The organism is Paenibacillus wynnii, from assembly GCF_000757885.1.
Taxonomy (GTDB): Bacteria; Bacillota; Bacilli; order Paenibacillales; family Paenibacillaceae; genus Paenibacillus_AQ; species Paenibacillus_AQ wynnii.
In genome coordinates this window covers 2,488,969-2,503,779 of sequence record NZ_JQCR01000003.1, presented here as the reverse complement: position 1 = coordinate 2,503,779, position 14,811 = coordinate 2,488,969, and the positions used below count along the sequence as shown (strand labels likewise).

The following is a 14,811-nucleotide window of genomic DNA, read 5'->3' as shown; positions in this document are numbered from 1 at the left end:
CTGGGGAGATACTTCCTACTCTCTTTCTTACACAAACTTCTTGACGCTACCACGAAATCGATAAAATCGTTCGACTCCGATCTTGATATAAACAGAGGGGTGTCCCGACAGCCATTTCCATGACTGTTGGGACACCCCTGATTTTTAGTGCAAGGAAGCTGACTACTAAACCATAGCCATGAATTTTTCCATATCTTCATCTACGGTAGTAATGCCGCCAATGCCGAAATTCTCAATCAGCACATTAGCTACGTTCGGAGATAAGAAGGCTGGGAGCGTCGGGCCTAGGTGAATATTTTTCACGCCCAGATATAGCAGTGCCAACAGAACAATGACCGCTTTTTGCTCGTACCAAGCAATATTGTACGAAATAGGGAGGTCATTAATATCGTCAAGTCCGAAGACTTCCTTAAGCTTCAATGCAATGACAACTAAAGAATAAGAGTCGTTGCACTGACCGGCGTCAAGCACACGTGGAATGCCGCCGATATCTCCCAGATTCAGCTTGTTGTATTTGTATTTTGCACAGCCTGCAGTCAGGATAACGGTATCCTCAGGTAATGCAGTGGCAAAGTCAGTATAATAATCTCTGCTCTTCATTCTTCCATCACAGCCTGCCATTACGAAGAATTGTTTAATGGCACCCGTTTGAACGGCTTCTACGACTTGATCCGCGACTCCCATAACAGCTGCATGAGCAAACCCGCCAATGATTTCACCGGTTTCAATTTCAGTAGGGGAAGGGCAGGTCTTTGCTTGTTCAATAATTGCCGAGAAATCCTTCGCCTTATCTTCCACACCGGCCGGAATATGCATCACTCCAGGATATCCTGTATGCCCTGTGGTGTAGAGGCGGTCCTTATAGCTGTCTTTCGGAGGCACAATACAGTTCGTAGTCATCAGAATAGGCCCGTTGAAGCTTGCAAATTCCTCAGGCTGTTTCCACCAGGCATTGCCGTAGTTGCCTACAAAATGGCTATATTTTTTGAAGGCTGGATAATAGTGCGCCGGCAGCATCTCGCTGTGGGTATACACATCAACACCCGTTCCTTCCGTCTGTCTAAGCAGCTCCTCCATATCCTTCAAGTCATGGCCGCTGATTAGAATGCCCGGACGGGTACCTACACCGATATTTACTTTTGTAATCTCTGGATTTCCGTAGGTTGAAGTATTTGCCCGGTCCAGCAGCGCCATAACGTCAACTCCGAACTTGCCGCATTCCATAACAAGAGCTATCAGCTCCTCAGATGTCAGATCCTCATTCAGAGTGGCCGCAAGTCCTCTCTCCATAAAAGCCTGAACATTGTCCTCGCGGTAGCTGAGGACAGCGGCATGCTCCATATAAGCAGCCATCCCTTTCAGACCGTAAGTTAACAGCTCCCGAAGAGAGCGGATATCTTCATTGGCCGTGGATAGAACGCCAACGGAAGCCGCTTTTTCATCGATTTCTACTTCGGTTCCAGGTACCCAAAGAGCGGCATCATGGTTAGAGAGGGGAATGGTAACTTCCAAACTGCTCAGTTGGGTTTTCCACTGATCCCGCAGTGCAACCCCTTCTCTTACTCTGGCAATAAAACCATCACGGTCAAAGTTGGCGTTAGTTATGGTAGCAAACATACTCTCAATAATGAATTTCTCAGAAGCTGCATTTCTTAGCCCCAGCTCTCTGCCTTTTACAGCAAAGACGGAGATGCCCTTCAGAGTGTATAGCAGAAGATCCTGCAGGTTAGCGACATCACTTGTTTTGCCACAGACTCCTTGAATGGTACAGCCCGTACCTTTGGCGGCTTCCTGACATTGATAACAAAACATGCTGCTCATATTGGGTTCGCTCCTTCAAAGTTAGGGAAGCATCTGCTTCCTTTACAGTTTCTACTAATTGTAGTAGACTGTCGTCTAACAATCGGTAACGGATGTTACCGAATCTATATTTTGGAGGGGAACTATGAAGCCGGATCCAGCTGTTCTGCAGTCCTGTCTGCTATTTCGCGGCAAAAGTGTCGATGATATATCGGCTATGCTTCAGACCATGATCTATACCGTTAAACCCCTCCGTAAAAAAGAGCATATCGTGAACGAAGGCGAAACGGCTGACCATATCGGGATCATTCTCTCTGGGCAAGTAGAAGTTCAGAAGAACCACTCTAACGGCAATAATGTAACCATTGCCCGGCTGGGAAGAGGCCAGACCTTCGGGGAAGCTGTTATATTCCGTAAGGAAAATGTCTACCCGGCAACCATAATTGCTCCGGGCAACTGTTGCGTCATGTTTATCAGCAAGCAAGAGCTACTGCGCCTGTTCGCTGCTGATACGGACATGTTGTCCTCTTATATGGAAAATTTATCGGAGCGTCTGGTGATGGTCAATCAGAACATTGAAATTCTGTCAGTCGGATCACTACGCAAACGTATTGTATTTTATTTACTTAAGCAAGCCGATCAGCAGAGCTCAAATACCCTCAAGCTGCCCTTTAGTCGAAAGGTATGGGCCGAACTGCTTAATACCGCCCGCCCTTCACTGTCCCGAGAACTCGCCTTCCTCCGCGACAACGGCTGGATTGACTTCAAAGGCAGCGAGTTCACTCTTCTAAACCGGGAAGGTATGGAAGACCTGCTGGAGAAATTCAAGCGCAAATAAGGCCAACCAGTAATTATCGGTTAGCCTAATCATTCTATATCAGCTGCTTCTCCGGCTCTAATCGAATAGATCGATCGCTGATGGCATCGACATCCTGTTGATCGTGGGTGACAAACAGGCAGCTCATCTCTTCCTTACGCAGAATTTTACTCAATTCGTTTCGAATGGACTCCCTGAGATCTGTATCCAGATTGCTGAAGGGCTCATCCATTAACAGAACCGCAGGCTTTGGCGCCAACGCCCGGGCAAGGGCTACCCGCTGCTGCTGCCCTCCGCTTAACTCATGGGGATACCGCTCCTGGAATTCACTCAGATGCACAAGCTCAAGCATCTCTATTAGACGCTTACTCCGTTCTTCCCGGGGGGTGCGGTGCAGGCCGAATTCGATATTTTTTCGGACATTCATATGGGGGAACAAGGCGTAATCCTGAAATACCATCCCCACCCCGCGACGTTCGGGTTGAATGAATGTTTTATGATCAACCACTTTGTTTCCACTAATGAGTATCTCACCTTCAGAAGGAACCTCCAGACCCGCAATCAAGCGCAGCAGCGTGCTTTTTCCGTTTCCGCTTGCCCCAAGAACGCCGATAATTTCACCCTTCTCCATGGTAAAAGAAAGCCGTTCGATTACCGGGGACTGACGCCGGCTATATGAGAATGAAAGATTTCGGATCTCTAGAATACTCATCGTTTTTCACTCCTGTCCAAATATTGAAGGATATAGACCGAGGTGAAGCTGATTCCGATAATTAATAGCGATGGAATCGAAGCCTCATAGATTTGTTCATTACTGGCATACTGATACGTTTTGGTAGCGAGTGTGTCGAAATTGAAGGGTCTTAGCAATAGAGCCAACGGAAGCTCCTTGCATATTTCTACAAAGGTGAGGATAAATCCGCTAATGACCGCACCTTTAATCAGAGGGAAATCGATCCTGAAAAAAGTTCTTGTCATGCCCATTCCCAAAATCCGTGAGGCCTCTGAATATTTCCGTCCAACTCTCTCAAAACCTGTATCAACCGCATTATACCCCGTAGCCATGAACCGGATTACATACCCCGATACGAGCATTACAGCAGTAAGACTCAGAACGACAGGCGTACCTCCGAACCCAATCCCATGGTACACAGACGATAAGCCGCGATCCAATTGAAGGAACAAAGACAAAACACCGATGGCAATAATCGCACCAGGTACCGAATACCCGGCGGTAATCCCTTTGGATAACATATAGGAAAAGGTGGAACGCGACCGATTAACAGCTCCGACAATAAGGGAGAAGACCATAATAATACAAGTGGAAAGGGCGGCTACGTATAGGGTTCGAGTAAGATAAGAGAAGAAATCAGCTTTCCAAACCGTTTCAAATGTCCATGAAGCCCAAACCATCAGTTGAACGAGCGGAATCAAAAAAGAAAAACTCCAGATGCTGAAACAGACGATGGAGGCCGACCATTTCGGCAGTCCGTTGAGACGTCTCGGAGTAAGGGGTTTGGATTTACTGGTAGTGGAGCTGTAAGCCCTGTGACTGCGCAGAAATCTCTCTAAGATGAATAGACCTACAACGATCATCATCAACCAAGCCGCCAGTCGCATAGCGGATTCGACATCGTACATGCCAAACCATGTCTGAAAAATGGCGGTAGAGATGGTATGCAATCCGAAATAATTGGTCACACCGTAGTCGCTTAGTACTTCGAACACCACCAGACTCACACCCCCGGCGATAGCAGGACGGGATAAGGGCAGTGCGACCCGAAGAAAAATGGATATGGGTCTCCGCCCGAGCAGACGGGCATTTTCAATGTAAGAAGCGCTTTGCTTTTCAAAATAGGCTCTTGTAATCAGGTATACATAAGGAAATAGGAAAAGGGTGAAGATGATCACCGCGCCGCGCATCGAAGAAAGCGTAATCCAATCTTGGTTCGGGAGGATTCCCCATTGATTACGGAGCGTCTTCTGAATGATACCGGTATAGCTGAACATCGTGCTGTACGTATAGGCGGCAATGTAAGGAGGTATGGCAAGCGGCAATACGAGAGCCCATCTGAAAAACCGCTTCCCCGGAAAATCGAACACGGCCACCAGCCAAGCCAGTGACACACCTAGAAAGGTGGTTAATAATCCGGTTAAAAGAGTCAGCCATAACGTCTGAACCATGTAGTCTTTGATCAAATAACGTTTGATTTGCAGCCAGTTATCATTCGGTGCGTCGAAGATAGAGAGGAATACTAACAAAATAGGCAGCAAAATAGCTGCTGCCCCCATGAGGCTGACGATTCGCCAGCCGTTAAGTTTTCTCTTGATTTGAACCCTCACGTTTTTAAAAGGCATGGATTATTTCCAACCCGTTTTGTTCATGATTTCCAGTGCTGCAGCATTGTGCTCGCCCAGTTTACCCAGATCGATTTGTTGGGTTTTGAAGGTGCCCCATGATTTCAGAAGCTCGGGAATTTCAGCCTTAGCATTCACCGGGAATTCAAAGTTTTCTTTGGTAACCATGTTCTGAGCTTCGACACCTGTCAGGAATTCGATCAGCTTAACCGCATTATCCTTATTCTTGCTATGCTTTGTAACTCCGGCACCGCTAACGTTAATATGAGTGCCTGTAGTCTCCTGATTCGGGAAAAAGACACCGATACTTTCGCCAACTTTTACCTCTTCCGTGTCCTTGGAATTCATCAACAATCCCACATAGTAGGTATTCATTAAAGCTACATCCCCAACGCCGGCAACAATAGCTTTGGCTTGATCGCGGTCATTACCTTCCGGTGTGCGAGCCAGATTCGCTACGAACCCTTTTGACCATTCCTCGGCTTTTTCGGGGCCATTCAGTTCAATAAATGAAGAGAGGAGGGACTGATTATACAAACTGGAGGAAGGACGAACTAGAATTTTTCCTTTCCACGCTGCACTGGTCAAATCCTCATACGTAGACAGCTGTTCAGGTTTTACACGGTCTTTGGAGTACACGATAACACGGGCCCGGGTAGAGAGGCCGATCCATTGGTTTTCCGAATCACGCAGTTGCTTAGGTACATTTTGTTCTATGGTCTCTGAGGATACAGGCTGTAGTATCTCAGCTTGTTTGGCATTATTCAGCACACCGCCATCTACGGTTAAGAAAAGATCAGCTTCGGTGCTTTCCCCTTCACGTTTGAGGCGTTCGATCAATTCTTCAGCTTTGCCGTCCACAATGTTCACCTTAATTCCTGTCTCTTTAGTGAATTGTTCGTAGAGCAGCTTATCTACATCATAACTTCTAGCTGAATAAATATTTACAATCTGTTCTTTCGTTTCGACATTACCTGCATTCGTGTTGTTGGTCTCTTTTGCTTTGTCTGTTCCGCAACCTGCTAACAATCCAGCAGTCAATACGGTGGTTAGTAGCGGGGCAAATAATGTACGGTAGTTCACGTCAACACTCCTCATAGATAATGATTATTATTCTCAATTAAAGATTAATTAATTTGAATCATATAGGCTCCCTAAATTCTTGTCAACAATAAAAATACCCAAACCATCCAAATAACTTCCCAATTAACTTACACTATGAACGTTTGATTTGGTATAGTGACTATAAATAACTTCTATACAAAGCGGTCTAAAATATCAACAAAAATGGAGGCGGATTAATGCCTGACCGGATGTCGGAAAAAGATTTGAATCAGCTTATTAATATGCTTGAATGGGAGTCATCAAGTAATGATAACCATCCGGATATTTTTCTAAGTGAGACACAATTAGTGGATGATTCTGACGGACGTTTGCTCGTTCGTGCCGATAAAATATTTGTTCAAGATCCTCTTCCAGGGGGCAGTCCTGCGGTCATTTCCGGGGTGCTGCCGGTGGTAATTCAGGTCAACGGAGTAAAAATAACAAGTCCAACCGAGGTTACATCTGAAGATACCATTGAATGGGAAATTTCGGAGCCGCCGCTCTACGGGATAACGATTTCGGAGGACAAGCTGTTAGCGTTTTTCACCTTGTATTCACCTAAGAGATATGCCTGGAATCTGAACGATCATTATGCGGTATCCTGGCTGGAGATCACAGCAACAATGAATACAGAAGTAGAGGTTGGACATCTAACCTTGAACAAGGTGATTTCTGATTTTGAGAAAAAATCAATCACCCAGAATCTCAATATCTCCGGAATTCATGCTGAACTGCAAAATCCGAGCTATCAGCCCATTCCTGTCGCCAACGGGAGAGCCGCTGTGCCGGGTGAGAACGCGCGAATGGAATTGTTTTTTGCAGAGAATATCATTGATAGTGAATTCAATGAAATCGGGGGGCAGGTCGATTACCGCAGTCATCTTCGAATTCCTTCTGTTGTAAGAGGGGAAGTGATTGCACGCAAGATTCCTGTGGTTGAGGGCATCCCCGGTTATGATGTTCATGGGGAGATATTATATCCTCAACAGCCAACGGACATTATAGTGATCGCTAAGGATCAGACGGTGCTCCTTGCTAATAACGAAATACGTGCACTTCGTGAGGGCAGACCGCGGATGACCGGTGATAAGATCAAGTATTTTGACATTTGTACCTCATACACCGTACCAGGCAACGTTAATATCAAAACAGGGAATATTCTCTTTTCAGGAGATGTTATTGTCCGGGGCAACGTGGAAGATAATATGATTATAGAATCACTAGGAAATGTATATATAGCTGGGAATGTTCACAACTCTACGATTACCGCAACCGGCAGTATTCTTATCAGAGGAAACGTGGCTAACAGCAAGCTGTATTCTGGCTACTTCGGTGTGATGTACAACCGTATTTATATTAGCTCTCAATTCCTCATTGAAGAGGTGAAGGTTCTGCAGAAAGCTGCAGGCCTACTGACACAAGCTGTGGAGAACCGCAAACAATCCGTCAAATATGGACAGGCTGTGCTGCTCCTGCTGGAGAGTAAGTTCAAAAAAATCACGCAGGTGATTCGGGAACTGCTGACAGTACTCACTCATGTTCAGGCATCGTTTCACCACGATCTTGAGCAAATCACGCATTTTTTGAATGTATTCTTGAATCCGATACAGCTTGTTGACTTCCTGAATGAATCATCTCTGAGCGGATTTATTAATTCACTTGTACAGCTGCACTCAGGAGTGGCCCGGATGCAGGAGACGAAGGTTGAGGTTAATATGGGTAAATCCCAGAACACAACCATTAAATCAAACGGAGATATTATTATTCATAAAGACGGAATTGTGCAGAGTGATCTGTTCTCATCGGGCAATATTACTTTTCTTAGTCCGGCTTCTGTATGCCGGGGTTCCCGGTTAGAGGCAGGCGGTACGATTTCAGCCTACCTTGTAGGCGGAGAGAGCGGCGCTCAATCTTATCTGAAAGCGAAACGAAGCGTTACTATACGCAAAATGTATTTGGGCAAGATCACCATTGACCGTTATTCCGCAGATATTACAGAGCCGGTCGAGAATATGGTGTTTGACAGTGATACGATACGGAAGATGGCGAAGATCTGAGATGGCAAAGATCTGAGTTGAAAATTAGTTGAAGTAGGAGTAATTTCGCTTGCTCAAAAGACCCGAACATTAGCAGCATAAGTGTTCGGGTCTTTTTTTGACAAATTAGATTCCTCTTATTGACTAGGGTGCGTTATCCCGGCTCAGTTGGTTAAGTAGATAAGGGAGTAAATGTAGATAGTAAGTAAATAAGTGTACTTTGTGCGATTATTTTAAACGGATGGAGTCATCCTTTGTATGTAAGTGTACTTTATGCAACTATAATAGGGATAATGAGCGCTTTTGGCATAAATCAGTGGATTTAGTTGTACTGAATACATCTATTAGGCTGAATTGGTGAAAAAAGAGAAGTTTAGTTGCACAAAGTACAGTTAAGTCGTTTCCCGAATGGGTAAAGGAAGTACAGGAGGAAGTACAGGAGCTAAAAAAGTAAGGATACTAAAGGTACAAAAAAGAAGCTATTGGAGCTTAAATAGGGACAAAGTGGTTAAAATATAAAAAATCCTTCCCGAAGGAAGGACTTAGATTGACGTCCCGGAAGGGATTCGAACCCCCGACCGTGCGCTTAGAAGGCGCATGCTCTATCCGGCTGAGCTACCGGGACATGATAGAAAGCTGAAAAGCAAGCAAAATTTATTTTATCATACATAAATAACTTTTACAACCTGTTTTTTTAAGAATCCGAAAAGGGTATGCTATAATCACAATGGATCCAAGAAGAACCGGATGATTTCAAGGAGGTGCCCTCATTAAGAATTCGAATTCCCCCGCCAAAGATAATATCGTGCTGTTTCCGAAAACGTTGGATTATTATCAGATCCAATTGACGATAATGCTGGAGAGTGAACGCTACGGGGAAGCGATGGAGCTCCTACGTTTTTTACTGCAATGCCAAGGACAGGAAGAACATTATTATGAGGAATGGCAGTCACTGCTCGAATGGTTGGAGACCGCCTTCCCTTATGCTGCACAGCATGGAGACTCAGACGGGTCCCCTTACGGACATGAAGAAGACCTCGGCGAAGAGGATATGGCCCGAATTTTGGCTCAGTCGAAGCAGGCGGACGATCCGGACTACCCGAATAAGCTGTTGCTGAAAATTATGAACGAGCCTCTGGCGGAGGGTACTGTTTTGGCTCTGGAACAGCTCTCTTATGTTCAGGGAGAAGGAGTGGATGAAGCGCTGATCGCTTGGCTGCAGACAGGCAAGGTACATCCATTACTGCAATTCCGAACAATGCAGACGCTGCGACGCCGTGGAGTAGAAGGTGCTGTTAAGCTGGTTCGTGGACTGGAGACCTCCGTTATTGAGATAGATGATATACCGCTGCAGAGTGACGACTTCCCGCCTCAGGTCGTTCAGGTGCTGGAAAGAGTGGCCCAGCAGGCGGAAGTGCATGAGCCTACTATATACTATTTTGCACAAGAGCTTTGGGGCCAGTTCATCATGTCGATTTATGGCACTGCCGATTATCGCTCTCTAATGTCAGGGGAGGATGTACTTCTCGATATATGGGCCGGGGCCTTGCACCAGATCATCTCTGAGAGTCTGAACGGTACCCGGAATGAAGAAGAAACTCGGAATATGTACGGGATTACGGATACTATGAGGTTTCAATTTGAGCAAGCCTATCGCTCTCTTAAGGCCTTCGTGAAGGCTGAATTGTAGGATTTGAAGTTCGGAGAATAGCGTAAAAGCAACACTACTTGATTAAAAAAGTAATTTTGTATATAATATAATGGTTATTCTGTGCGAGGATTATTTGATTGAAACATGTGAACCTATCTTGGAGGGGAAAGTATATTATGAAAGCAACTTGGGAGAAAATAGAGAAGAACCTTGGTGTTCTTGAAGTCGAAGTCGAAGTTGAACGTGTAACTGCAGCACTCGACAAAGCTTTTAATAAAGTAGTTAAGAAAGCAAACGTACCTGGATTCCGTAAAGGCAAAGTGCCGCGGGCTATTTTTGAATCCCGTTTTGGTGTAGAAAGCTTGTATCAAGATGCAATTGACATCCTACTTCCTGAAGCATACGGTGAAGCTATCGACGAAACAGATATCTTCCCAGTAGACCGTCCTGAAGTTGATGTTGAGCAGTTTGCTAAAGGCCAACCGTTTATTTTCAAAGCTAAAGTAACTGTTAAGCCTGAAGTTAAATTGGGCGAGTACAAAGGACTTGAAGTTCCTGTACAAAAAGCTGAAGTAACTGAAGAAGAATTGACTGCTGAACTTACTCGTCTGCAAGAGCGTCACGCTGAGCTTGTTGTTATTGAAGATGAAGTAGCTGCAAACGGCGATATCACTGTTATTGACTTTGACGGATCTGTTGACGGAGTACCATTCGAAGGCGGACAAGCTGAGCGTCATTCACTTGAGCTTGGCAGCAACTCCTTCATTCCTGGCTTCGAAGAGCAGGTTATTGGTATGGGTGTTGGCGATCTTAAGGACATTGAAGTAACTTTCCCAGAAACTTACCACGCTGAGAATCTTGCAGGTAAAGTAGCTGTGTTCAAAGTGAAACTGCATGAGATCAAACGCAAACAACTTCCAGCTCTTGATGATGAATTCGCTAAAGACGTTAGTGAATTCGACACTTTGGAAGAATACAAAGCAGACCTGAAACAACAGCTTGAATCCCGTAAACAGGATGAGCTGAAAGGTGTTCGCGAGAATGCTGTAGTTGATAAAGCGTCTGAAAATGCAGAAATTGAAATTCCTGAATCTATGATCGAAAGCGAAGTACAAAACATGGTTCGCGATTTCGATAACCGCCTGCGTCAACAAGGCATGAACATGGATATGTTCCTTAGCTTCTCAGGTCAAACTCGTGAAGACTTGCAGACCCAAATGAAAGGCGATGCTGAGAAACGCGTTCGCAACAACTTGGTACTGGAAGTTATCGCTAAGACCGAAAACATCGAAGTTTCCGAAGAAGAAATTACTCAGGAATTGGCTACTATGGCTGAAGCTTACAAACGCACTCCTGAAGAAATCCGTAGCATTCTAACAGCTAATGGTTCCATTGGCAGCTTGAATGAGGATATTTCCCTTCGTAAGACAATCGAATTCCTTGTAGCAAACAGCAAGGAAGTTGAAGCGGTTGAAGAAGCTGCAGCTGAAGTTAGTGCCGAGTAATTTTAATTAATATCAGTGTTTAACTAGAGTGGCCTTTATGGGTCTCCATATACAGTCGATAAGGCACGTATATTGTTACGTGCCTTATTTTTTTATAATCTAAGGGTAAAGTAATTCTAGGAATTACATAGCGTATTGTTATGAATGGCTGACTTTCGGGATATAATTACGCTGTAAAGTGAAAAAATGACATAGGGCTTTGAACGTGTTAAAATATTTTTGAAAAGGAAAGACTATCTTTGTATAGAAAAGAGGTTGGTGGCATGAGTCTGGTACCAATGGTTGTGGAAACCACAAGTCGGGGAGAACGCTCGTACGATATCTATTCCAGATTGCTGAAGGATCGCATCATCTTTCTGAGCAGTGCGATTGACGATGATGTCGCCAATCTGGTCATCGCTCAATTGTTGTTCTTGGCAGCAGACGACCCCGAAAAGGACATTCACTTGTACCTCAACTCACCCGGTGGTTCTGTAACAGCCGGTATGGGTATATATGATACGATGCAATATATTAAACCGGATGTTTCCACGATTTGTGTGGGGATGGCAGCAAGTATGGGATCGCTTCTGTTGACTGCCGGAGCGCCGGGGAAACGGTTTGCTCTTACGAACAGCGAAGTCATGATTCACCAGCCGCTAGGTGGCGTTCAGGGTCAAGCGTCCGATATTTTGATTCATACCGACTGGATCATCAAGACTAAACAGAAGTTGAATCAGATTTATGTAGAACGCACAGGTCAGCCCCTTGACAAAATCGAACGGGATACAGACCGCGATAATTTCATGAGCGCGGAAGAAGCGAAGGCTTACGGCCTTATTGACCAGGTTCTCACTTCACCGATCAAATCTTAAAGGGGTGGTTAGATGTTTAAATTTAATGATGAAAAAGGGCAGCTTAAGTGCTCCTTCTGCGGTAAATCACAAGAACAGGTTCGCAAGCTTGTAGCGGGACCAGGCGTTTATATATGCGATGAATGTATCGAACTTTGTACAGAAATCGTTGAGGAAGAGCTCGGTCATGAAGAAGAGCTAGACATGAAGGATATTCCGAAACCAAAGGAAATCCGTGATATTTTGGACCAATACGTTATTGGTCAAGATCAAGCAAAGAAATCACTCTCCGTGGCGGTATACAACCACTACAAACGGGTGAACAGCCAGAGCAAAATCGAAGATGTTGAGCTGACGAAGAGTAATATCCTTCTGCTCGGTCCAACAGGTTCAGGTAAAACTCTCTTGGCGCAGACCATGGCTAAGATTATTAACGTTCCTTTTGCCATAGCAGACGCTACGTCCTTGACGGAAGCAGGTTATGTCGGTGAGGATGTTGAGAATATTCTTCTGAAGCTGATTCAAGCGGCGGATTACGATGTAGAGAAAGCTGAACGCGGTATTATCTATATTGATGAGATCGATAAAGTAGCGCGTAAATCGGAGAATCCATCTATTACTCGGGATGTATCGGGTGAAGGTGTACAGCAAGCATTGCTGAAGATTCTGGAAGGAACTGTTGCTTCTGTTCCTCCGCAAGGTGGACGTAAGCATCCTCATCAGGAATTTATTCAGATCGATACGACGAACATCTTGTTTATCGTAGGTGGAGCTTTTGACGGACTGGAGCAAATGATCAAGCGCCGTATTGGTAAAAAGGTGATTGGTTTTAACTCCGCTGTTGAAGGTCAAAAGGATCTGAAAACCGGCGAATACCTATCCATGGTATTACCGGAGGATCTGCTCAAATTTGGACTTATTCCTGAATTTGTTGGCCGCCTGCCGATCATCTCCACTCTGGAGCCGCTGGATGAGAAGACGTTGGTACGTATTCTCTCCGAGCCGAAGAACGCGCTTGTGAAGCAGTATATCAAGCTGCTGGAGATGGATAATGTAACGCTGAAATTCGAGCCGCTGGCACTTGACGCGATTGCGAAGGAAGCGATCAAGCGCAACACAGGAGCTCGCGGATTACGCGCAATTATCGAGAGCATTATGCTTGATGTGATGTATGAGGTTCCCTCACGCGATGATATCAAGGATTGTGTAATCACAGAAAAAGTCGTTCAGGAGAAAGCCTTGCCTGAGCTGAGCACGAAGAAAGATAAGAAACAAGAGGAAAGCGCGTAAGCCGGCGATCCTTAACAATACATGTCATAGACTCCACCTTTCTTCCGCATATCCCGTCCTAAACAGCGGGAGCGAAGGGGTGGAGCTTTGGCGTTATGGGGGAGAAAACCATGTTCTTGAGACACCAGACACGTCCCGTCAATGTTGGCGGCGTCATTATTGGGGGAAACAACGAGGTTGCCATTCAAAGCATGTGTACAACCAAAACAGCAGATGTCGAGGCAACGGTTGCCGAGATCCTGCGGCTGGAAGAAGCAGGTTGTCAGTTAGTACGGGTGACCGTGAACAATGAAGAGGCAGCTGCTGCAATTAAGGAAATTAAGAAGCGGATACACATTCCTCTTGTAGCGGATATCCACTTCAACTATAAATTGGCCCTGCTTTCCATAGAGAACGGGATTGACAAGGTTCGTATTAATCCTGGGAATATCGGCCGTCGTGAGAAGGTTGAAGCCGTAGTGAATGCTTGTAAGGCTAAGGGTATTCCAATCCGTATCGGTGTAAATGCCGGTTCATTGGAGAACCATTTGCTTGAGAAGTACGGTTACCCTACACCGGAGGCTATGGTCGAAAGCGCTCTGTATCATATTGGCATCCTGGAAGAATTGGATTTCCATGATATCATCGTTTCTTTGAAGGCATCTGATGTTCCAATGGCTATTGAAGCCTACCGTCAAGCTGCTCAGGTTATTCCTTACCCGCTTCACCTCGGAATCACGGAGTCCGGTACTCTTTTTGCAGGTACGGTTAAGAGTTCTGCAGGAATTGGAGCTCTTCTGTCCATGGGCATCGGCAGCACTGTACGTATTTCACTAAGTGCCGATCCTGTAGAGGAAGTTAAGGTGGCACGGGAACTCTTGAAGACATTTGGACTCATCTCCAATGCGGCAACGCTAATATCCTGCCCTACTTGTGGACGTCTGGATATCGATCTGTTCTCCATAGCTAATGAAGTTGAGGAGTACATTTCCAAGCTTAAGGTGCCGATCAAGGTATCCGTATTAGGTTGTGCGGTTAACGGACCCGGTGAAGCTCGTGAGGCCGATATCGGCATTGCAGGGGCGCGTGGTGAAGGAATGCTGTTCCGCTACGGAGAGATGATTCGGAAAGTACCAGAAGCAGAACTAGTGAGTGAGTTGAAAAAGGAAATTGATGCCATCGTCGTTGCCTATGAAGCTACAGGTGAGATTCCGGGCCGCAGTCATGCTAATTTGGCACCTCCAGTACAAGTTGGAAAATCAAGTAATGGTATTTAAATATAATTAATGCAATTATAAATAGGTTTAAGTGACGAAGAACGTCCCAACACACCTCGGTTTATCCGGTGGTATGTTGGGGCGTTTTTTAGTATGAATAGGGGCTAAGATATGAAAGGTGCGGTATGAGCTGGTGCGGAATGTAACTAGACTATTGGGGA

The 14,811-nt window shown here is 45.3% G+C and carries 11 protein-coding genes and 1 tRNA gene; 7 read left to right on the top strand and 5 right to left on the bottom strand.

Going from position 1 to position 14,811, the window contains the following annotated elements; all coding sequences use genetic code 11:
- Nucleotides 1–165: 165 nt before the first annotated feature.
- Entirely contained in the window at nt 166–1,821 is a 1,656-nt protein-coding gene (gene hcp / locus PWYN_RS26995; protein ID WP_036658416.1) for a hydroxylamine reductase, read from the bottom strand.
- 124 nt (nt 1,822–1,945) lie between these two features.
- Between hcp and PWYN_RS26990 the strand changes: the two genes are divergently transcribed.
- Nucleotides 1,946–2,638, top strand: coding sequence for a Crp/Fnr family transcriptional regulator (locus PWYN_RS26990; RefSeq protein ID WP_052088441.1), 693 nt, complete (start codon nt 1,946–1,948; stop codon nt 2,636–2,638).
- Nucleotides 2,639–2,672: 34 nt separating this feature from the next.
- On the opposite strand, the gene PWYN_RS26985 is transcribed toward PWYN_RS26990, so the two are convergent.
- From PWYN_RS26985 to PWYN_RS26975, 3 genes are read right to left on the bottom strand one after another with little or no spacing between them, the layout of a single operon-like run.
- Nucleotides 2,673–3,329 carry an ABC transporter ATP-binding protein gene (locus PWYN_RS26985; RefSeq protein WP_036658414.1) on the bottom strand — a complete coding sequence of 219 codons (657 nt, stop codon included), beginning with the start codon at nt 3,327–3,329 and terminating at the stop codon, nt 2,673–2,675.
- Nucleotides 3,326–4,975, bottom strand: coding sequence for an ABC transporter permease (locus PWYN_RS26980; protein ID WP_036658412.1), 1,650 nt, complete (start codon nt 4,973–4,975; stop codon nt 3,326–3,328). Before PWYN_RS26980 ends, PWYN_RS26985 begins: the two co-directional genes overlap by 4 nt.
- A 3-nt stretch (nt 4,976–4,978) precedes the next feature.
- Nucleotides 4,979–6,058: a Fe(3+) ABC transporter substrate-binding protein gene (locus tag PWYN_RS26975; protein ID WP_157261268.1), complete on the bottom strand. Its 1,080-nt coding sequence runs from the start codon at nt 6,056–6,058 to the stop codon at nt 4,979–4,981.
- 218 nt (nt 6,059–6,276) lie between these two features.
- Here PWYN_RS26975 and PWYN_RS26970 point away from each other — a divergent pair, with 218 nt between their 5' ends.
- Nucleotides 6,277–8,136 carry a FapA family protein gene (locus tag PWYN_RS26970; RefSeq protein ID WP_036658407.1) on the top strand — a complete coding sequence of 620 codons (1,860 nt, stop codon included), beginning with the start codon at nt 6,277–6,279 and terminating at the stop codon, nt 8,134–8,136.
- Nucleotides 8,137–8,666: 530 nt separating this feature from the next.
- Here the strand turns inward: PWYN_RS26970 and PWYN_RS26965 are convergent.
- Nucleotides 8,667–8,740 (bottom strand) — tRNA-Arg (locus PWYN_RS26965).
- Nucleotides 8,741–8,920: 180 nt separating this feature from the next.
- On the opposite strand from PWYN_RS26965, the gene PWYN_RS26960 reads away from it, so the two are divergent.
- The 5 genes from PWYN_RS26960 to ispG all read left to right on the top strand — a co-directional run bounded on the left by PWYN_RS26960 (nt 8,921) and on the right by ispG (nt 14,650).
- The gene (locus PWYN_RS26960; RefSeq protein ID WP_084146955.1) at nt 8,921–9,805 is read left to right on the top strand and encodes a hypothetical protein; all 885 of its coding nucleotides are present in this window, start codon (nt 8,921–8,923) and stop codon (nt 9,803–9,805) included.
- 137 nt (nt 9,806–9,942) lie between these two features.
- Complete coding sequence (gene tig / locus PWYN_RS26955) at nt 9,943–11,271, top strand: trigger factor (protein ID WP_036658401.1); 1,329 nt, start codon at nt 9,943–9,945, stop codon at nt 11,269–11,271.
- Nucleotides 11,272–11,534: 263 nt separating this feature from the next.
- Nucleotides 11,535–12,125: an ATP-dependent Clp endopeptidase proteolytic subunit ClpP gene (clpP, locus tag PWYN_RS26950; RefSeq protein ID WP_036658399.1), complete on the top strand. Its 591-nt coding sequence runs from the start codon at nt 11,535–11,537 to the stop codon at nt 12,123–12,125.
- A 12-nt stretch (nt 12,126–12,137) separates the two neighbouring features.
- Nucleotides 12,138–13,394 carry an ATP-dependent Clp protease ATP-binding subunit ClpX gene (gene clpX / locus PWYN_RS26945; RefSeq protein ID WP_036658396.1) on the top strand — a complete coding sequence of 419 codons (1,257 nt, stop codon included), beginning with the start codon at nt 12,138–12,140 and terminating at the stop codon, nt 13,392–13,394.
- 110 nt (nt 13,395–13,504) lie between these two features.
- A complete protein-coding gene (ispG, locus tag PWYN_RS26940; protein WP_036659247.1) occupies nt 13,505–14,650 on the top strand; it encodes a flavodoxin-dependent (E)-4-hydroxy-3-methylbut-2-enyl-diphosphate synthase in 1,146 nt (381 codons plus the stop codon).
- Nucleotides 14,651–14,811: the final 161 nt, after the last annotated feature.